Source organism: Psychromonas aquimarina ATCC BAA-1526, assembly GCF_000428725.1.
Classification (GTDB): Bacteria; Pseudomonadota; Gammaproteobacteria; order Enterobacterales; family Psychromonadaceae; genus Psychromonas; species Psychromonas aquimarina.
Map to the genome: position 1 here is coordinate 448228 of NZ_KE386791.1, position 20939 is coordinate 469166.

A 20939-nucleotide genomic window follows, 5' to 3' on the forward strand; every position below is an offset into this window, starting at 1 on the left:
TTAATTCTCACCAGAAAATAAACAACAATAAGCGGTTTGGCTGCAGCTGACAAAATTCTACAGAGAAAAAATCAATCAGTTCCTTAATCAAACCATGATATTGCTGCTAAACGGACAGATCTGGCGGCAGAAGATGAAGTGCTGAAGTCGTTAATAGATAAAATCAACTGCAGCTTGAGGCTGGATATTTAAGCAAAAAAGCACACTCATCTGCCGATAAAACAGCGAATGTGCTGAGCTGCATTTCTCTAACGCATTAGAGCGCCCTTTTCGTCGACGTATTTTTGAAAGGCGCTAATAAGTGAATCAATTGGTGACTTTATTGGTTTTATCCCGCGATTTACCTTGTATTTAATCCGGACAATCCTGAGCATTAGTTATTTGATATCTACAGTTGTCTGCTAAGCCCATTGTGCCCAGTATATAGATTGCATCACCTAAATTTTCAAAGGCGGTATTTTGAGTTGACGGAGTTATTGTTGATGCTTGGGGCTGGGGAGCGGTATCAGCATTTACAGCCTTATTACACACTACACTCATACATGAGGTTTTTGCAATAGCCTGAGGTACTGTTACAGCATCAGATTCATAAGATACCTGGTAGCTGGGCAGAACAACATCTGCATTTGCAGATGACTCTGCAAATGCAGGACTGAACCATAAAACTCCCAAGAAAAAAAGCTTATTCATTTTCCACCTTATATTTTCAGTATCTTAATGTAACTGTTCGATATAGCCGCATAGTTTGCTAGACCCTTTTTACTAGCAGGCACCATGCAGGTGAAACCTTAAATTACATCAACAAGAAACCAACTACATTAAATAGTTCACTGCTGAAAAACAACTCTGAGAGGATATAATTCGCGGCCGCAGATTGCTTCTATGCACTTAGCTCCCGTGTTTTGCGCTGACTATTATAAGTCGTCAGGCAGTTTTATTAGAAAAGATATAATGTATGGATTTGTATGTATAGCCTTTCACTACCGCTGCATGTGGAGGCTTCACAGCCTCTAAGTACAGGCGTTAATAGATAGGGTTAACAGCAGCTTAAGACTGGATATTTAAATATAGTAGAAAAAGCACACTCGTCTGCAGATAAAACAGCGAGTGTGCGAATCGCTATTTTCTCTGACGCATCAGATCGGCCATTTCCTGCAGCGACTGCTCGATATAGAACTGCATCAGCTCAAGTTTATCCTGCATATCACTGCGGCTTGTCATATTAAAGCAGATGCTGTCATTGCGCTTGAAGTAGCGGATCCCGTAGCCGTCATCTACAATCGGCCCGTAACCTGCCAGCTCTACACCGTAGTCTGACGTGGTGCTGGTACAAACCACACTATGGTTGAGAGTCTGGTAACCTTTATCTGTAAATATTTCCGGCAGCGTATCGATGCCGATGCTGCGGCCAGCCTTTTTATATCGGTACTTTAGCGCTAGAAAATGAGTGTAAATACCATGACCAAATCTGCACTCTTTTGCCCTTTCAATATGCTTTTCGGCGGCTTTAATGAGTGAATCAATTTTAGTCTGAGCAGTGCATCCGGCATCGCGTATATTATTAATAAATGCCGTCGACTCGGGTGAAACGGTATACAAAACATCGATACGTCCGTCGAGAAACGTTCTGGTCATCACGGCTTCATAGGCACTGTAGCACTTGCCATAAAGTTTATATTCAGCCAGCTGCAGCGCCAGCTGAACAAAAGCATCTGGGCTGACACCAAACTTCTTGATCTGATTTTTACCAAAGCTTGTAAAATTTAAAACCCTGGTCTGGGTATTTGCCGTGTGCTGTTTAAACGAATCAGCTGCTGTAGAAATTGTCTGTTTCAGTGTTTCATCTAAGTCAAATTCCATTTCTTCGACGTTTGGGAAAAGTCCTTGTTTTGTTTCAACAGAAATATCCCTTTCATCAAAACAAACCTTATCAATCGTGTCATAGATATGACCAACCATGCGTAACATAACTGAGCCGTCTACCCCGGTATGTTCAAAATTTATCCCGGTCTTGCCGTTTTTAAAAACGATAAACTGCAGCGACTTATCGAAGAAGCGATCTCGGCCGTCTCCATGAAGTAACTGTTTTGATATTTCACTTATCTCCTTCGGATTGTTTTCATCCAGGCATAAGGCAAAGGCAGCTTCTTCAATAACAGTCATCGCTTTTTTATTATCGGCCGATAACTGAAGCAGATCTGCCCGGCTTTCTGCCCAGGCATCCCGCTGCATTGTGGTCAAAAGACCTAAATTCTGTCCTTTTTCAGAAACAGAAATAATGCAGTTGAGATCGAATTCAATTGCAGAGGCAGAGCGAACAATTCCATTTCCATTAATGATATTGAGTTTGTAGATGCGCTGATGGTACATAACAACAATATGCTTTCTGGATGATGAAACTTTGAACTCATCTGTTCCCGGCCGTGCAATTCTGATTGAAGAAAACAGATTTTTATACTGATTCATACAAAGCGGCATCTCTTTCTGCATATCAGCCGTCAGCACTTGTTTATCAATCAAAGCGATAAAATCATAAACACTACTGATTAACGCTGCAGCAATATTTGCCTGTGAGCAGGCCTTTTCATCACGCTTACTTTTCAGGTAATAAAATACATTGCTGTTAATTACCAGAGAATCTCGAGATTCCAGGTAAAGGTTTCGCCAGACGGGCGCAGACCAGTTAGATTGAGTCTGTTGGTTATCCCATTCAAGCAGCTCGTTTTGTAGTCTTTCCCCTTCACCGCCAGGCAGGAGAAACTGCTCAACCACTTCTCTAGTCTTAGTTATTTCTTGTTCCGTTATTAACGGCTGAGCCCATTCAATAAGTTTACGGCATGTTGTATTTAAGTCCGGCACCTGCATTAACGGCAGCTCTTTTTGAAGGCTAAATGTGTTCTTTATCAATCTTTCAATTCCTTTGTACAAAATAAATATTTTCTGCGCTATATCACCAGACAAAACCCCACTAACTTATGCAGTTGTAACAGCAGAATTATTGGAAGTAATTCATTGAATTTAAGGCGTTATCCCAGATTCACCGTGTTTCCAATGTGCATAGCCGGCCGCCCCGGGCAAGGATATTTTTTCAGGTTTTCTTCCCTGTTTTAAAGCGGTTCAGTCAGGTGCGTTTGCTTGTAAAAACTATTGCTGATAGCGTCTGATTATCTTTCACCGACAAAATAATTACAGTTAAAATAATTTTAGCTGTAATTACCTGGCTATTCTCACTTTTAGAAAAACAAGCCAAACCCAATAAAACAGCGCACTTAGGGCGGTATCTTACCCTTTATTTTCATAATTTCCAATTAACTTGATTACTGCTCAATTTTGGAAGCGTTCGAATTAACACTTGATAGTTAGAGCACTAATCATTAGGATCGTTATTAATTGAGCGTTCAATTAACAACGTTATTTAAGAATAAAGGGAAGTTATTTATGCCGAGACCGGCGATGAAACATGTCCGACAACAGCAGCTTATTGATGCCACGCTGATATCAGTCGAACGCTATGGATTACAGCACACCACAATTAATACGATTAGTGGTACGGCGGGCATGTCATCGGGGATCATCAGCCATTACTTCGGCGGCAAACAAGGGTTAATTGAAGCTACACTTAAATATCTTCTCAGTGAATTAAAGCAGGCATTATTAATAAGGACATCAGGTAAAACCCTGTCTCCTGTTACAAGGCTCTCTATGATTGTTGAAGCAAATTTTACCGAACTGCAGCGTTCAAATGCAGTAACTAAAACATGGTTAAGTTTCTGGTCCCAGGCGATGCATGATCCGGGATTAGCAAGACTTCAGCATATCAACAGCCAGCGCCTCTACAGCAACCTGCTTTTTTCTTTTAAACAGCTTCTGCCGGATACAGCCGCGGTTAATGCCGCCAAACAAACCGCGGCGGTGATTGACGGTTTCTGGCTGCGAAGTGCCCTGAGTTCAACACCAGAGCAGGATTTCAAGCAGGCGCAAATGCTGTCTAAAGCCTTTATTGAGACTGTTATTCTGCAGTATGGAGAAAATCAATGTCGTCATTAATCGTTTATCAAAATTATGTTCATGGTCGATATATATCTAACGGCACGGGTGAAACATTTCCAGTAGTTAACCCTGCGACAGGTCAAATCAGCTATTTAGTTGAAACAGCAGATGAAGCAGTGCAGCAGGCCGCAATTGAAAGTGCTAAATCCGGTTTTGCTCAATGGTCAAAAATGACTGCTGTAGAGCGCAGCCGTATTCTGCTTAAAGCAGCCGCGCTGCTGCGGGAATACAATGACGAACTTGCCGCTGGTGAAGTATTGGATACCGGTAAACCATGGCAGGAAGCATCCGTGGTTGATGTGGTCACGGGGGCCGATTCAATCGAGTTTTTTGCAGGCCTTGCCCCGAGCATTGAAGGTAATCAGCAGCACCTTGGTGATGATTTTTATTATACCCGCCGCGAGCCGTTAGGTATTTGTGCTGGTATTGGTGCATGGAACTACCCGCTGCAGATTGCCTGCTGGAAAGCAGCCCCGGCTTTAGCCTGCGGTAATGTGATGATTTTTAAACCCTCAGAAGAAACCCCGCGCGGCGCAATGCGTTTAGCTGAAATATTCACTCAGGCCGGTCTCCCCAATGGTGTATTTAACGTGCTTCAAGGCGACGGCAGAGTCGGCGCCTGGCTAACCGGCCATGAAGATATCGCTAAGGTGTCTTTTACCGGTGAAGTTGGTACCGGCAAAAAAGTGATGGCAGCAGCCGCTGCTTCACTAAAAGAAGTCACTATGGAATTAGGCGGTAAGTCGCCGCTGATTATTTTTAATGATGCCGATATCGAAAATGCGGTATCTGCCGCTATGCTGGGTAATTTCTATACCCAGGGCGAAATCTGTACAAATGGTACACGTGTGTTTGTTCAGCAGGATATTTATCCGCGTTTTATTAAGCGCCTAGTTGAGCGTACCGAGCAGAATATTGTCTGCGGCGATCCGATGAATGCTGAAACCAATTTCGGGGCACTGATTTCAAAGGCCCATCAACAGAAAGTGCTCGACTATATTGAGACTGGCAAAGCACAGGGCGCGACCCTGCTCACTGGCGGTAAAGCATTACAGCCGGAAAATGCACCACATGGTTTCTTTGTTGCGCCGACTATTTTCACCGACTGCACTGACCAAATGACATTAGTCAAAGAAGAAGTCTTCGGCCCGGTTATGTCGGTACTGACTTTCAGCGATGAAGAGGAAGTTGTGCAGCGCGCAAATGACAGCCACTTAGGATTAGCCGCTGGTGTGTTTACCCAAGACATTACCCGCGCTCACCGGGTGATCCATCAGCTCCAGGCCGGTATATGCTGGATAAATGCCTATGGTGCATCCCCCGCTGAAATGCCGGTCGGCGGCTATAAAATGTCAGGTATCGGCCGTGAAAACGGCAGTGAAACATTAAAAGCCTATACCCAGATTAAAGCGGTATATGTCGGCATGCAGCCGCTTGAAAGTCCGTTTTAAGGAATGAATATGACTAGATCACAATATGACTACATCATTGTAGGCGCAGGAAGCGCAGGCTGTGTACTGGCAAACCGTTTGTCAGCTGATCCCGGCAATAAAGTTCTGCTGCTGGAAACCGGCGGTAGTGATAAGAGTATTTTTATTCAAATGCCGACCGCATTATCCATACCGATGAACACTAAAAAATACGCCTGGCAGTTTGAAACTGAAGCCGAGCCGTTTCTGGACAACCGGCGTATGCACTGCCCTCGGGGTAAAGTATTAGGCGGTTCATCATCTATTAACGGCATGGTCTATGTACGCGGCCATGCACGTGATTTTGACGAATGGCAGCAGGCTGGAGCTGAAAACTGGGATTATGCACACTGCTTACCCTACTTCAAAAAAGCCGAAACCTGGTCATTCGGCGCTAATGACTATCGCGGAGAGTCTGGACCTCTGGCTGTAAATAACGGCAATAATATGAAAAACCCGTTATATCAAGCCTTTGTGGATGCGGGTGTTGATGCAGGTTATTTAGCAACTGCAGATTACAATGCCGGGCAGCAGGAAGGTTTCGGGCCGATGCATATGACAGTCAAAAACGGTGTACGCTGGTCTACGGCGAATGCCTACCTAAGACCGGCCATGAAGCGTGCTAATCTCACCGTAATTACCCATGCACTGGTTCACAAAGTGTTGTTAGAAGGTAAAACAGCCGTGGGAGTTTCTTATGAGTCTAAAGGTCAGTTAACGGATCTGCGCTGTAATAAAGAAGTCCTGCTTTGTGCCGGCTCTATCGGCTCGCCGCATATTCTGCAGCTGTCGGGGATCGGCGCAGCAGACACATTAGCACAAGCCGGTATAGAGCAGGTTCATGAACTGCCCGGTGTAGGTGAAAACCTGCAGGACCATCTTGAGTTTTACTTCCAGTTTAAATGCTTAAAACCGATATCGCTTAACGGCAAAATTGATCCGTTAAACAAGTTGTTTATTGGTACACGCTGGATATTGAACAGATCCGGCTTAGGCGCGACCAATCACTTTGAATCATGCGGATTCATCCGTTCTAAAGCGGGTTTAGAGTGGCCGGATCTTCAGTATCACTTTCTACCGGCGGCCATGCGTTACGATGGTAAAGAAGCATTTGCAGGTCATGGTTTTCAGGTTCACATCGGTCATAACAAACCTAAAAGCCGCGGCTGCGTTAAAGTGGTATCAAGCGATGCACATACGGCACCGCAAATTCAGTTTAACTATTTATCACACCAGGATGACATTAAAGGTTTTCGTGCCTGTGTTCGATTAACCCGTGAAATTATCAATCAGCCCGGCTTAGATGAATATCGCGGCGAAGAGATTCAGCCGGGAGCTGCGGTACAAAGCGATCAGGAAATCGATAGTTTTGTCAGAAGTTCAGTTGAAAGCGCCTACCACCCCTCCTGCTCTTGCAGAATGGGCGAAGATGCAATGTCGGTAGTGAACTCAGAAACTAAAGTTCATGGTATCGAAGGTCTACGAGTCGTTGACTCATCAATTTTCCCGACAATTCCTAATGGCAATCTGAACTCACCGACCATTATGGCCGCAGAGCGTGCCGCCGATATTATTTTAGGTAAAACACCTCTTGCGCCCAGCACGGCTGAAGTAACTGTGGCAGATAACTGGCAGAGCAGTCAGCGATTACAAGCCCCGAAACGTCAGGTCAGCTAGTTCAAACTGGTCATAAATTTATTGTAATTGGCTGAAATCTGTCAATTACAGCAAAAAGGTCAGGGCCAGCCTAAGCGGAATACGCAAATGGCCTATATTGCCGCGTTCATTTTTTCAGGGTTTAACTATCGTCAACACGATACTTAAGCCTTTAAAAACTGCTCAGCAGCGTTTTATAAAACAACACAAGGAATTAATTATGTGTGTCAACAATATCCACCTGGAGGCCAAATAATGACTATTTGGCTGTCAATCGGCATTTTATTTACTTTTGCCGCAATTGCGTTTGTTATTTACCGTTGGGGTAATATGAAGTGTATTGGTGTCACGCCTGTACGCAATTTTACCTTTATCGCTATTCTCTTTACCTCTGGTTTAGATGTAGGTTTAATCATGTTCCCGCTAACCGAATTTGCAGGTTACGCTGATATTGCGAGCAGCCCTGAATATGGTTTTAGTAATCCCTTAGCCATTGAATTTGGTTTCTGGGCTTTCTTTATCTGGGCATTCTACTTTTTAACCTGTTTCTACTTTTGTGTTATTGAACCAAGAGTTAAGTTTTTCGAAATTTCGTTAATTAAGTTTATTAATAACTTAGTTATTATCGGCACCTGTGCCTTTACTGCCTACCTGCTCCTGACTAACCTGCCCTGGTACTTACCAGGCTTAGGTGACGGTGAAACCCTTGTCGGCAGTTTTTACTTAATTGTATTCCTGGTTATTGCCGCCGCCGTGTATTCAAGTACCAATATCCGTTACGTCAAAATTTTAAGCCTGGGCAGCAGCTGGTTATTTTTAGCTTTAATCGCAATCATGTGGGCAGGTGCATTTTTAACTGATAACTCAAGTGTTGGTGAGTTCTTTACTACTTTTGCTTTATTAGGCGACTACTTTACTAATCTTCACCGCTTTGTACTGCCGCTTAATGATTACCATGAATTTTACCTGTTCTGGTGGTTTGCCTGGAGCATTATGATTGGTCAATTTACCGCACGTTTTGTCGGTGGAATGAGAACCTATCAAGTATTAGCTGCAATGATGATTTTCCCGTCTATTCCGATTGCAGTATGGTTCAGCGTGCTTTATTACTACAGTGCTAACGCCATCCCGACAGCAGGATTTTATAATCTGGCGATGGTGATTGTAGGGGTAACATTTGTTATCAACTCACTTGATTCATTAGTTCGTCTATATACCGACAATTTAAATCTGACCGTGCTGCGTTTTGGTAAAACCCGTTATATCATCGGTAATATTGCGCTGTTAAGCGGATTAACACTGCTGTTCAAGTTAGATTTTTTACAAATTCAGTGGGTCGGCGCATTAGCAATAGCATTAATTTTAGGGTGCTTCGGTTATATTCTAAAAACTCATTACCGTAAAGTCGCTGATATTGAACGTTCACCAAAAGCGAACAAAATCGACTTCACTAAAATTGAACTGGCAAACTGAGAATGAAATAACTAGGGTCTGTGAGTAATACTTTTAGGCTCACAAGCCTTTAATTTTGCACATAAACCAGAAAGCAGAATATCGTTCAGCGTTATTCTGCTTTTTTTCTATTTTGCGCATGAGTCTTATGATTATTTCTGTTATGGTACGCAAAAAAATAATGAGGGAATTATGGAAAAGTACGAACAACTATTAATTTCATTACGCCGAGTGATCCGAGCTATCAGTATACATTCTCGGCAGTTAAATAAAGATTCTGGATTAACCGGGCCGCAGCTGATGGTAATGCGCAAAATAGCTCAGCTTGATGCGCCGCTTGCAAAGCAGATTGCTCAGGAAATAACGTTAAGCGCGGCAACCGTGACAACGATTCTCGACAGACTTGAAAGCCGTAATTTAGTCATTAGAACACGCAGTACAACGGATAAGCGTAAAGTGCATTTATCCTTAAGTGAAGCGGGACAAACGTTATTAAACGAGTCGCCGAGACCACTTCAAGAGCACTTTATTAAACGTTATCAGAATCTTGAAGAGTGGGAACAAAGCCAGCTGCTTTCAGCCGTCGAGCGTATTGCATCAATGATGGATGCTGACGAACTCGATGCGGCGCCGGTATTATTAGTAGGACAGATTCAAGCCGACGAGTCTTTGTAATTCAAGCATCTGCCTATGCTGCGGGTAATATACCCGCTTCAATGCTTAACTGACTGCCGCGCCCTGTCTGTTCTAATTTACTGCTGAATGCCTGCGGCTTAATTATCGTTTAACAATTTGTTAAATTAATAGCGCTGTCTATGCGCTTCTCAACTTAAAATCAGTGAATATGTTTGTAAAACATACAAAACCACCTGTTTAACAGTTATCAGCTTTGTTTTTTGATTCGTTTGTTTTTAGCTGTATCGCCTGCCTGTCCCGTAAATACAGGGCTGACAAGCTGTCTGGCTAATATATAAACGCTCTCACGTGAAATCTGCTGTGTAATCAGGGGCATTATATGTATTTAGAAAAATGACAGCGCTAATTTATCTTCAGTTTCCCGTTAATATAAATTTTTTTAATAAACTCACTGCTGAGTAGACGGAACTGTATAAGATACAATGGCACTTAATTAAGTTATACAACAACAAGGAAGTTTACCCAATGGATGTGATAATTCTGTACTCAGCAGGCCACCTTGGCAGTGCAGTGATTATGAATAAGTTATTCAACATGCCGGAGATTAATATTGTCGGTGTTGTAAAAGCCCAGCCGTTAAAAATGTCTATCCGCGGACGAACCCGCATCATCAACCATCTTAAAAAAGTGGGATGGAAATTCGCATGGCTGCTCCTTTGGCAACGCGGCATTCAAGTACTCGGTTATCTAGTCACACTCGCTTTTCCATTTTTACGAAAACGTTTAAAGCCGGCATGGAAGATTGCCGCGGATCATAATATTCCTGTTTTTCACTGCGGAAATATTAATGATAAATCCTGTCAGGAGTTTATTAAAAAGCTCCAGCCTGATCTGCTGATTTCAGCCTATTTTTCGCAGATATTAAAAAAAGAGATTATCTCACTTCCTAAAACCGGCGTGTTAAATATTCACCCCGGCTGGCTTCCCTCCTATAAAGGGGCAATGGCGTATTTCTGGGTATTAAACAACGGCAGTGACAGAGGCGGTGTAACGGTTCACTGGATAGATGAGGGTATTGATACTGGTGAGGTATTAGCCCGCAAGGCTTTTACATTAAAAGCTAATGCGACACAGGAGAGTGTCTTAATGTACACAGCAGTAATAGGTGCAAAACTGCTGGGACGTGTGCTGAGAAAATTAATTGATGGAAAAGATCCTAAGCTGCATACAGCCCACAGCCAGGATGAGAAAGAGATGTACTACCCTATGCCTGGCGATAAAGATTTTGAGTCCTATTTTAAACAGCGTCGCTATTTCAGAATACGTGATGTACTAAGCGTGCTGGTGATGAAAAAATACTAATAAGTATTAACAGCTTCTCAAAAACAGATATACAGTAGTAATGCACTCAATTTCAAACAAATAGAACTGCAGCCGAAAAAACATATATACCCGTTATCATTCAAGATGCAAAAATCAGCAAGTCGTGAGGTGAACAGTTTCTAGGCGTGAAGGTGACGATCTAACTGGTTAAATCGAGACTTCACAACAACGAAGGTGTTTGCCTCACGGCTTGCCCTGTGGGTCGCTAGCTCGAAAACCAATACTGCGTTGCAATATTCGATAAGGGCTAGCCATTGTCATCATATTGCGCCTTGTCTTGGTGTCCGAGCTAACGACTGATAAATGCATTTTGATTGGTAACGGGTATATAATATCAATTCACTTCGAGCTGGATAAACTTAACATTTAAACAAACATTATAGGGATAATAATGAAAAGGAATTATCTATTACTTGCAGGGATTGCTCTTGGCTGCTCTGCGTACGCCAATGCTGCAGAAGGTCCTGCCGATAATCAAGGGCTAAGCGGTGAAATCAGTTTATTAGCCGCATTTAGCGGTGGAAAAAGTAACTTTAATACGGATCACGCGGTTAAAACAGGCGATTTAAACAGTGCAGGAGAATCAGATTCTGAGTTTATGCCGATCCCGTTAGGTCAGGTGCGCTATACCTTTGGAACGCAGCAGCTGTTTTTGGGTACATCTCGTGCAGATATTATTGAAGGGGTCGTTGCATTAGAACTTGGCTACGCATTTGAAGTTGGTGAGAATTCCAGGCTGTCTTTTTCATATTTACCTACCATTGTAAATGGTGAAACATGGGAAAACCCGTACCTTGTCAATAGTTCAAGAAAAACTACTGACGTATCCGGCAATGCTTACCGTATACAATATGACAACGTTTTAGATACGGGGATAGATGCAGATTTTGCGTATTATGATAAAGAGATCGAGAATGAACAGTCCGGCAGTACTACTGCTGAGCAGGAGCTGTTAAAACGCGGCGGCTCTGGATATTTAGTTCAGGTTTCCTATGGACGACCGGTCGGCCGGTCAACTTTTATTATGCCTTCACTTGAATATCAGAGATATTCAGCAGACGGTAAAGCAATGTCCTATGACAGGTATGGTTTTAGCCTTACTGGAATGCATAGTTTTGGAAACCATCATTTTTCATTAAACGGCGGTTATTCAAAAACAAAATACGATGCTGAAAATCCAATCTTTAACCAGACCCAGGAAAACTCAATTTACAGTGTGATGTTTGCCTACGAATACAGCAGTTTTATGGGCTGGGAAAATTTAGGCTTTAATGTGCTTAGCGGCTATGAAACAACCAGTTCTAATATTACATTTTATGATGAAAGCGAATATATAACGGGTATTGGTGTAACATACTTTTTCTAGGGTAAACAGCATGGTGATTCAATATACTTGCTTCTGCAAAAATCAAAACACCATGCTGAAAACAATGTGCACAGATAAACTGTATTTAGGCGACTTAGAAATAATTCCAGCGAAGAATATCGACAGCCTCTATTAATTCTACTTTTTACACTTATTCTGCACATTTAAGTGCGCTTGATATTTCTTAGCAATCCACTGATGTAAGGGAAGCCCTGTGTTCTTCTTTAGCAAATACGCAATACCTGCCAAGACTAATATACCTATAACAGCTGCCATGATCATTTCTCCATGAAGTAAAAATAAAGACGATATTTTTTAGAGTATCGCCTTTATGATGGATTAAGCAGTTTGCATCTTAAGTGCCTGAGATTCTGCTTTCTTATCTAATGCGCCGCTAAAGCGTGTTAACACAAGAGCAAGCAACACCACAATCGCGCCAATCCAAGGTGTGTTCATAAGTCCAGCTTCTGCTACGATTAAACCGCCCCCCCAGGCACCAAGTGCAATGCCTACGTTAAATGCTGCAATATTAAGACCAGAGGCCACATCAACTGCATCCGGAGTGTGCTTTTCTGCTAGTTTGACTACATAAACCTGTAAACCCGGCACATTACCGAAGGCAAATGCTCCCCAAATTAAGATAGTTGCAGCCGCTGCAATTGGGTTAACCGCGGTGAAATTGAACACCAGCAGCACCGCGGCAAGGCCTGCAAAAATAATGGAGAGTGCTTTAATCGGGCCCATTTTATCACTCATTTTCCCGCCCCAGACATTACCTATTGCAACCGAAACGCCATAAACCAACATGATCAGACTGACAGCGCTGGTATCAAAACCTGAAACCTGTTCCAGGATAGGTGCTAAATAAGTAAAGGCGATGAATGAGCCGCCGTAACCAATTGCTGTAATTGCGTAGACCAGCAGTAAGCGAGGCTCGGCAAGTACTTTAAACTGCGCTGAAATTTTGCTCGCAGGCGCCTGCTTTAAGTTATTTGGTACTAACAGCGCACTGCCAATAAGAGCAATCAAACCGAGCAGCGCCACAATTAAAAAAGCTGCCTGCCAGCCGAATGTTTGACCAATGTAAGTGCCCAGCGGCACACCCGTTACCAGTGCCACGGTTAGCCCGGTAAACATAGTCGCAATAGCGCTGCCTGCTTTTTCCTTTGAAACTAACCCGGTTGCAATGGTTGAACCTATGGAGAAAAATACACCATGTGCCAGACCCGTTAATATACGTGCGGCAATCAGTGTGTCATAACTCGGTGCTTGCCATGCTAATAAGTTACCGGCAACAAAAAGTGCCATAACCGCCAGTAAAACATGTTTTCGATTCCACTTACCTGTTAACGCCGTTAATACCGGTGCGCCAATGGCAACACCAAGTGCATAAAGACTGACTAACAGTCCGGCGGAAGGCAGTGATACGTTTAAATCCTGGGCCATGGTCGGGATTAAACCGACAATGACAAATTCAGTGGTTCCGATAGCAAAGGCGCTGAGCGTCAATGCGAGTAATGCTAAAGGCATAATTTTTCCCTCTTTTTCTGTTTTAATATTGCAGCACAAGATGTGTTTTCGTTTGACGGGGGCATTATTGTGTTTTGTTAAGTTGTGAAAAACCGTACTATTAACAAATTACTTTTGTTAATATTGCAAAAATAAGTATTAAGGTTGTAAGGAGGACTGCATGCTGACCCGTTCTGATGATTTAGAAATCTTACTTACCGTAGTCGACAGTGGTGGTTTTTCTGCTGCGGCTGATACGTTAGATATTCAGGTCGCCCGAGTGTCTCGTGCGGTGAGCAAAATCGAAAAACAGCTTGGTGTCACTATTTTAAACCGCACCACAAGACGGATCGAGCTTACCGATGAAGGACGGCAGTTTGTTGATTCTGTTCGTGTCGGGTTGTTACACATTCAGCAGGCAGAAGAAGAACTTGTCTCTCGCGGTGAGTTACCTGCAGGCAGATTGCGCATCGATGCGGCAAGCCCTTTTGTATTTCATCAACTTGTTCCTCTTATCCAGTCTTTTAAAAAAGCGTTCCCTGACATTCAATTAGAGCTCACCTCTAATGAAGGTTTTGTGGATCTGTTAGAGAAAAGAACCGATCTGGCAGTCCGCATTGGTAAATTAACCGATTCCACTTTACACGCCCGTCCGTTAGGAAAAAGTCTGCTGTATATGGTCTCCTCTCCTGAGTATCTGGCCAAAAGAGGTGTACCAAAACAGATGAGTGATTTATCTAAGCATCAGCTAATTGGTTTTACGGGAGCAAAAGTATTAAACAGCTGGCCATTAGCCGGAATTGATTATATTGAACCGAGCTTGACAGCCAGTAATGGAGAAACGGTGCGTCAACTTGCACTCACTGGCAACGGCATTGCCTGCTTATCCGGTTTTATGGTCAATGAAGATATTGCGGCAGGAAGGTTAGTCCCGCTATTAGAGCAGGAAAAACTGACCAATACAGGTCGTGAGCAGATCAATGCCGTTTTTTATAAGTCTTCTTCTGTTGCACGACGTATATCGGCATTTATTGATTTTATTCAGCCAAAGCTGTCTTTGTAAAACTGACTATATAAGATGTTATATTCTCAGCAGCACGTAAAGGGAACATAGCGTTCATTTTCAGCTATTAAAAATTTAAATTACTTCACCCGGATCAAACTATGCAGACTGTTTTCCAGCTGTATTTTGATCGCTTGCGAGCAGCGCATTTTATCTACATTTTTAATCATTGCAGCCTGGTAACCTTGCAGCTCCATCCATTGCATCGGACGGTCAAAACTGTCTTCGCTGACCAGAAACGTATCATTAAGCATACTGCTCTGCTGTCCTGAACTTTGCTGGATACTGACTATCCAGATACGCTCTTGAAACTGCTGAACCTCAGAACAAGCTTGCGTAAATTTATGCCAGTTTATCACCATCAAAGAAACGATTTTATTCATTATGTTCATTACAGCTTCCTTAGAACGCTTAAGGTAATTCATGACCGCGCGCACTTTCATATAACTGATACCACTCTTCACGCGTTAACTGAACCTGTTCGGCTTGAACGCAGGCCTTAATTCGTTCAAGGCTGGTCGTGCCAATAACAGGTTGAACACGTACCGGGTGGCGCATTAACCAGGCTAAAACAATAGCCTCAGTCGGAACATTATATTGCTCCGCCAGTTTAGACACTAATCTGCAGGTTGCCTGCACTGCTTTGCTTTCACCTGTCACATCACGTCCAGTGAACAACCCCTGAGCTAAACTTCCCCAAGCCTGGATCTGCACATTATGCTGGCGGCAGTATTCTAATTTTCCTGCTGTAAAGTTGATATCTCGGCCCTCAGGATTACCCGCCATAATACCTTCTTCTAACCAGTCTAATTTAGCCAGGCTGATTTCAATTTGATTGGCTACGAGCGGAGCGTCAAGCGCTGACTGTAGATAAGCCATTTGATGGTGATGCATATTAGACACACCAAAGTGACGAACTTTTCCACTATTTTTTACCTGCAGAAGCGTGTCTGCAATCTCATCCAGCTCCATCAGCGGATCCGGGCGGTGAAGAATCAAGGTGTCAATATACTCGGTATTTAAACGGGTCAGGATATTATCAACCGAAGCGCTTACCCATTGTTTAGAAAAGTCATAACGCTTAGGACCTGCATCATCTTCAAAACGGATACCGCACTTTGACTGAATGTACATTTTTTCGCGTAATTCTGGCCGCTCAGTCAGTACCTGTCCGAACGCTTTTTCTGCTTTTCCCAGCGTGTAGATATCCGCATGATCAAATAAGTTAATACCTGCCTGTAAAGCGGTCTCAATCACCTGATGAGCTTGAATAATATTTTCTGGGGCAACCGGGTTTTGATCCCAATCACCACCAAGTCCCATACAGCCGTATGACAAGGCACTAACATTCGCTAAATACTGATTTAATGGAATCGGACGTTGTTTGCTCTGCATGTTTATCATTCGTTAGTCCTTTTAATATTGATCTGATGATTTTAATGAATGATATTGTAATGGGGAAAAGACAAAGTGGAAGAGCGTGAAAATGAAATCATTGTTTGATATAAAGAACAATCACCGCTATTTTTAGTTATGGCGTAGAATATTAGTCTGAATTTCCCTTTATCTTGGATAAAAATCATGCAGCAGCATAAAAAAATCGAGTGTTTAATGCTATTTGTCGAAACCGCTCAACAACTTAGTTTTACCAAAGCGGCACAGAACTTATCAATATCAAGAGGATATTTATCGGATCAGATAAAAAAGCTGGAAAAAGAGTTAAAGTGTTCATTGCTGCTGCGGACGACACGCAGTGTACGTTTAACCCCTGAGGGGGAGAAAATTCTCGCCCAGGGAATAAAAATAAAAACCACTATGCTGGACTTAGAACGCAATGTTCATCAGGAGCATAACGCTTTAACGGGGGCTTTACGGATCACTGCCCCTAAATTACTTACCGAGCGCTTTCTATTAGATATCTGCCATGACTTTCAGAAACTGTATCCCGGCATACATTTTATTATCGACTCAAGTTATATCAATTACGATTTAAATCAGGACGATTTTGACCTGGCATTTCGTGCAACCCTGCACCCGCCGCAAAATATGGTGGCAAAAGAGTTATTTTCCTATCAGCACTGTTTATGTGCCTCTCCTGAATATTTGGCTGAATATGGCGTGCCGAAAAGTATCAAAGACCTGTCTGCACATTGCTGTTTATCAGCATTAGAGCCGCAGTTTTGGCCCTTGAAGTCTGCTGACACGGCTATCAAAGGCTGGTTAACTATTAATGACCATTATTTGCTGAAACAACAGGCGCTGGCAGGAAAAGGGATCATTCGCGTCGCCAGCTATTATGTGGATAGAGAGCTAGAGCAAGGAACTCTGCAGAGTATATTAGAAGATGAGTATATTCATGGGCAGAGTATTTATCTGCTTTATCCGCAGCTGATTTATCCTTCCGCAAAATTAAAAGTTTTTATTTCATTTGTTCAGGAAAGGCTTGCCTGTTGAATGGAAGGTGAGCAGATCCTGATGGCTCCCCATAACTACGCAAACAGTTTCAATGTGTTTGCGTCTGCAGATTGGTGCGGCTTGCCTTGCCCTACGGGCACTCGCTCAAAAAACAGTTCAGCGGTGCGCAATCGAAAAGGAGCTGCCGTTACCTTATGCTGTTCCTTGCTCTGCTATTCGATCCAGTGCCTGACAAAGCATCTTGAGGTAACATGGGTATAGGTATATATTTATATGCAAAGGATTTTATATGAAAATATATGCGCTTTTATTTTTACTCTTCTACAGCACATTATCTGCAGCTTCAGATAAGCGGGTTGTTGAGATGGCAACGGACACATGGCCGCCCTATTATGGTGCGGATCTTGAGAAGAATGGACCGCTGGTCGAAATTACCCGACGCACACTTAAAAATATAGGTTACGAATTATCGGTTGCTTTTATTCCCTGGAAACGTGCAGTAGAGCATAGTAAAAAAGGAAAATACCAGGCCGTACTAGGCGGTTATTATAATAAACAGCGTACTAACTATTTCTGGTATTCGGATCCTATTGCCACAAGCAACCTAGTGTTATTTATGCATAAAAATAATAAATATAAATATAAAGAAATAACAGATCTTAATTACCTTGATGTCTGTGTTATCAACGGTTACTTTTACAGCGATGAATTCACCAATAATCCGCTAATTATTAAAATCAAATCAAACAGTTTAAAGCACTGTTTTGAAAGGCTCATTGCACAGCGTGTGGATATAGTTATAGCAAATGAAGTTGTCGGTCTGCAGCTGCTTAACCAGGAATTCAGTCAGGATAAAGAACAGATTGTTACTGCTGAAAATGCATTAACTTTTAAGAATCTCTATATATTATGGACAAAAAAACAGCCTGAAAACTTTACCCTGAATATAGATTTCAATCGTGAACTTAGGAAATTAAAAGCAGCTGGTGAAGTCGATAAAATTTTTCAAGAACTGCTTTATTAAATAAGGTTTTCTTCAAGTAGTTCAACAATTTTTTCTGTTGTTATCTGTTTAAAATCATATTGCCCGAGCAGCGACAAATCTTCCCCGCCATTTTTCCCTATGCCGACACCCACGATATCGGGTTGTGAATCAAGAATAATAAATACCAGTTTTTTATTCAGTGATGCGCTATCTATCGTTACAGCTTCGGAATTATTGCCAAGATTTCGCAGTGCCTGATCCATTAAACCTATGGTTGTAGAGATCTCTTTATAACGTTTCATAAACCGATCATTAGCTTGTACTGCCGTATTAAGTAGTTCCTTTATATTATTTTTCATTTTATTCCTTTATTATTTAATCGTATGCACGGCCTGAAAACTAATTAGAATTAATAACCAACTCGCTTCCAAAAGTCAGCTTCGTTGTGCTTCTCTGGCTGGGAAATATGGAAAGTTTTATCAGCAATAATACGGTCATTCAATTCAATGGTCATACGCCACTGTCCGCATTTATCTGCAATCGGCGCCCAGATAGTGTCGCCAAGATAAAAACTCCAGTCATTGTTCGTTACATGCACCACGCCGTCAAACGGGGCGCGTAAATTCCCTGCATCATCAAGAATACCCGGATGATCAATACAGTAACGGATTTTACTGCCTCTGGCTTTTTTTATATTAACAATAAAGCCGAATTCAATATCGATCTGTGCCGGAATATCCGTAGTAAATTCTTTTACCTGCGGAAGTTCTTTTGATTTTGACTGCCATTGTGAGTGAATGCCGTAGGTCAGCATTTTAATAACCGGCTTCTGTTTTGCCATCAGTAATTCAACTTAGTAGTTATTGTTTGTTAATTAGAATAGGAGTTCATTATAGTTAAAAACAACCGCTCGAAAAAGAATTTTACACAAGCACCCTTCTTCTTTTAGCTAACATGCTGCCGCCGACTCGGTAGAGTAATAATGACAATACAATCAGAATACAGCCTAGTAGTTTATTGACAGGCATAGCTTCATCGTACCAGAGAATGCTCAGGAGCATAATCCATAACGGCTCTAAAATCATGACAATAGCAGCCATTGCCGGCGTACTGTGTTTTTGACCCGTAGTCTGCATCACGTAACGTAAGCTGGTGGCAAACAAAACACTCATAGCGAACCAACCCCAGATACTGCTGTCGACTGCAGCCGGAACTGACTCGAATAACAGTGAAAACAACAGCCCCATTAAGCCGGTTACAAACAGCTGTAAACAGGCGAGCAGTAATGTCGGGATCCGCTGCGCATATTTACCGTTGAAATTAAAATGTACAGCTAAAACAACCGCCGCGGCACCAAACCACAGCTGGCTTGATGACTGCTGCCACTGCCCCTGAAGTGCTAATAAAAACAAGCCGGCAAGAGCAAAGGGAATTGACAACCAGAAGATCAGAGCCGGACGTCTATTAAACAGCGGCCATGCGATTAAAGGCGCCAGAAGCATAGATAAACTCATAATAAATGCCCCCTCAGCAAGCGTATCACTGACCGAAACAGCATAAACCCATAATAATAATGCACAGCCGAGCAGGATGCCGACTCCCATCGCTTTAGCTATATCACTTTTTTTAGCAGCACCTAACGCCCTGTAACAAAAGGGTAACAGGCATAACGATGCCAAAAAGAAACGCAGGCCGATAAAACTAAAAGGCGGTAACCCCTGAATAGATTCTTTAGAAAAAATCCATCCGGCTGCCGCTAATACAGTGGTGAAAACAAGCAGCAGATCAGCTTTACGGTTTGCTATCATAAGATTCCGAAAGGTAAATAAACATTAAAAACGGACTATAGCTTCTTTTGTAAGGCTTGTATGTGCTTAGAATGTAAAGAATGACAAAGAAGAAAATATCAGGCTAACGGATATAAATATTTCAAGATCAGCTGCCGGTATTATTTTCTGGCTGCTGCTTAAATTACCATTATTCCTGCAGTATTAAATATTTAATAAAGCATATTTTACTGCTCGAAATACAACCTTTATCCTGATAACCGGAAATTTGATAACCACTGGAAATCAGCATCTGCAGCATGGCAGGAAAGCGGTTCATTGATTTTACGCTGAGCGACTCATAACCCTTATCAGCAGCCCAGACCTCCTGTTTTTTGCGTAACTGTGTCGCGATCCCCTGCTTTCTATGCTCAGGGAGCACGCCGCCTAGCCAGCTGTAAAATTCTGTATGCGAAAGTTCATAACCGATTTTATAAGCAACCGGCTGCTTGTTATAGCTGGCAATAAGAATCAAAGCATTTTTAGCGGCGAGTTTATCCATCATTTTTTCTGCCGTGTTTCTGCCGTCAAACTCTGGAATTTGACTGTCAACTTTTAAAACATCAGCGATTGTGCCGATATGAAAATCATAATCCATTTCTTTTTACCTCATAAATATTATAAAAAACTGCAGTGTTTGTGGTTCTAATAGGGTAAATCATCCGGCTCAACGCCGATATAATCAGGCTGCACAGCATGTGTAAACTGTACGGCATCAATATAGGTCAAACCATTTTTTAGCGCTTTACATACACGGTGCATACCGTCCATTACCCGTCCCTCACAGCAGAGTATTATCGGATAAGTTAAATCTGCCTGATCAATCAATAATGCATGTTGTGCGACATTGCGGCAGGTAGGAAGCGCGCCGCCAAGTCCGTACCAGAACGGTTCATCGAGCTCGGTTATCGCCTGCAAAGGGAATTTTTTTACTGTTAAGCTCTGCGATAACTTTAATAATCTAAATACATCCCATGCCAGCAGCCCTTGTTCAGACTGACGAAAATGATATTGCTGACGCATCTTATCTCCTCCTCAGTAATACAGTACAACTTTTTTAAGGAGCACAGTTTATAATAAATGCCTTCACCACAAAACACGCTTTACACAAAAGGGCCTTGTTCAACAA

General features: G+C 42.4%; 20 protein-coding genes. 10 read left to right on the top strand and 10 right to left on the bottom strand.

Features of this window, described 5'->3' with window-relative positions:
* Window positions 1-351 precede the first annotated feature (351 nt).
* Complete coding sequence (locus tag G337_RS0121435) at window positions 352-690, bottom strand: hypothetical protein (RefSeq protein ID WP_028865666.1); 339 nt, start codon at window positions 688-690, stop codon at window positions 352-354.
* Window positions 691-1119: 429 nt separating this feature from the next.
* Window positions 1120-2907 carry a choline/carnitine O-acyltransferase gene (locus tag G337_RS0121440; protein ID WP_245597695.1) on the bottom strand — a complete coding sequence of 596 codons (1788 nt, stop codon included), beginning with the start codon at window positions 2905-2907 and terminating at the stop codon, window positions 1120-1122.
* Between the two features lie 531 nt (window positions 2908-3438).
* On the opposite strand from G337_RS0121440, the gene betI reads away from it, so the two are divergent.
* From betI to G337_RS0121480, 7 genes are all read left to right on the top strand, one after another.
* Window positions 3439-4047: a transcriptional regulator BetI gene (betI, locus tag G337_RS0121445; protein ID WP_028865668.1), complete on the top strand. Its 609-nt coding sequence runs from the start codon at window positions 3439-3441 to the stop codon at window positions 4045-4047.
* Window positions 4035-5501 (top strand): betaine-aldehyde dehydrogenase, encoded by a 1467-nt coding sequence (gene betB / locus G337_RS0121450; protein WP_028865669.1) that lies wholly within the window; start codon window positions 4035-4037, stop codon window positions 5499-5501. The genes betI and betB overlap by 13 nt, the downstream gene beginning before the upstream one ends.
* Before the next feature lie 9 nt (window positions 5502-5510).
* Complete coding sequence (betA, locus tag G337_RS0121455) at window positions 5511-7196, top strand: choline dehydrogenase (protein ID WP_028865670.1); 1686 nt, start codon at window positions 5511-5513, stop codon at window positions 7194-7196.
* 234 nt (window positions 7197-7430) lie between these two features.
* Window positions 7431-8648 (top strand): choline transporter, encoded by a 1218-nt coding sequence (locus tag G337_RS0121460; protein ID WP_028865671.1) that lies wholly within the window; start codon window positions 7431-7433, stop codon window positions 8646-8648.
* A 171-nt stretch (window positions 8649-8819) separates the two neighbouring features.
* Window positions 8820-9302 carry a MarR family winged helix-turn-helix transcriptional regulator gene (locus tag G337_RS0121465; protein WP_028865672.1) on the top strand — a complete coding sequence of 161 codons (483 nt, stop codon included), beginning with the start codon at window positions 8820-8822 and terminating at the stop codon, window positions 9300-9302.
* A 486-nt stretch (window positions 9303-9788) separates the two neighbouring features.
* Window positions 9789-10625, top strand: coding sequence for a methionyl-tRNA formyltransferase (locus G337_RS0121475; protein WP_028865673.1), 837 nt, complete (start codon window positions 9789-9791; stop codon window positions 10623-10625).
* A gap of 412 nt (window positions 10626-11037) precedes the next feature.
* Entirely contained in the window at window positions 11038-12012 is a 975-nt protein-coding gene (locus G337_RS0121480; RefSeq protein WP_028865674.1) for a DUF2860 domain-containing protein, read from the top strand.
* Window positions 12013-12351: 339 nt separating this feature from the next.
* Here the strand turns inward: G337_RS0121480 and G337_RS0121490 are convergent, their stop codons facing one another.
* A complete protein-coding gene (locus G337_RS0121490) occupies window positions 12352-13542 on the bottom strand; it encodes an MFS transporter (RefSeq protein WP_028865675.1) in 1191 nt (396 codons plus the stop codon).
* A 160-nt stretch (window positions 13543-13702) separates the two neighbouring features.
* On the opposite strand from G337_RS0121490, the gene G337_RS0121495 reads away from it, so the two are divergent.
* Window positions 13703-14584: a LysR family transcriptional regulator gene (locus G337_RS0121495; protein WP_028865676.1), complete on the top strand. Its 882-nt coding sequence runs from the start codon at window positions 13703-13705 to the stop codon at window positions 14582-14584.
* Window positions 14585-14664: 80 nt separating this feature from the next.
* Here G337_RS0121495 and G337_RS0121500 read toward each other — a convergent pair whose 3' ends face one another.
* A complete protein-coding gene (locus G337_RS0121500) occupies window positions 14665-14976 on the bottom strand; it encodes a hypothetical protein (RefSeq protein WP_245597696.1) in 312 nt (103 codons plus the stop codon).
* A 19-nt stretch (window positions 14977-14995) separates the two neighbouring features.
* Window positions 14996-15979 (bottom strand): aldo/keto reductase, encoded by a 984-nt coding sequence (locus G337_RS0121505; RefSeq protein ID WP_028865678.1) that lies wholly within the window; start codon window positions 15977-15979, stop codon window positions 14996-14998.
* 186 nt (window positions 15980-16165) lie between these two features.
* Here G337_RS0121505 and G337_RS0121510 point away from each other — a divergent pair, with 186 nt between their 5' ends.
* On the top strand, window positions 16166-17038 hold the full coding sequence (locus G337_RS0121510; protein ID WP_028865679.1) for a LysR family transcriptional regulator: 873 nt from the start codon (window positions 16166-16168) through the stop codon (window positions 17036-17038).
* Window positions 17039-17288: 250 nt separating this feature from the next.
* Window positions 17289-18023, top strand: coding sequence for a substrate-binding periplasmic protein (locus G337_RS0121515; RefSeq protein ID WP_028865680.1), 735 nt, complete (start codon window positions 17289-17291; stop codon window positions 18021-18023).
* Here G337_RS0121515 and G337_RS0121520 read toward each other — a convergent pair.
* The 5 genes from G337_RS0121520 to G337_RS0121540 form a co-directional block, all read right to left on the bottom strand.
* Entirely contained in the window at window positions 18020-18343 is a 324-nt protein-coding gene (locus G337_RS0121520) for a hypothetical protein (protein WP_028865681.1), read from the bottom strand. The two genes, G337_RS0121515 and G337_RS0121520, sit on opposite strands and share 4 nt — an antisense overlap.
* Window positions 18344-18393: 50 nt before the next feature.
* Window positions 18394-18825, bottom strand: a complete 432-nt coding sequence (locus tag G337_RS0121525) for a DUF3859 domain-containing protein (RefSeq protein ID WP_028865682.1) — start codon at window positions 18823-18825, stop codon at window positions 18394-18396.
* Between the two features lie 82 nt (window positions 18826-18907).
* Window positions 18908-19792, bottom strand: coding sequence for a DMT family transporter (locus G337_RS0121530; RefSeq protein ID WP_028865683.1), 885 nt, complete (start codon window positions 19790-19792; stop codon window positions 18908-18910).
* A 169-nt stretch (window positions 19793-19961) separates the two neighbouring features.
* On the bottom strand, window positions 19962-20408 hold the full coding sequence (locus tag G337_RS0121535) for a GNAT family N-acetyltransferase (protein ID WP_028865684.1): 447 nt from the start codon (window positions 20406-20408) through the stop codon (window positions 19962-19964).
* Between the two features lie 47 nt (window positions 20409-20455).
* Entirely contained in the window at window positions 20456-20833 is a 378-nt protein-coding gene (locus tag G337_RS0121540) for a hypothetical protein (RefSeq protein ID WP_028865685.1), read from the bottom strand.
* Between the last annotated feature and the right edge of the window lie 106 nt (window positions 20834-20939).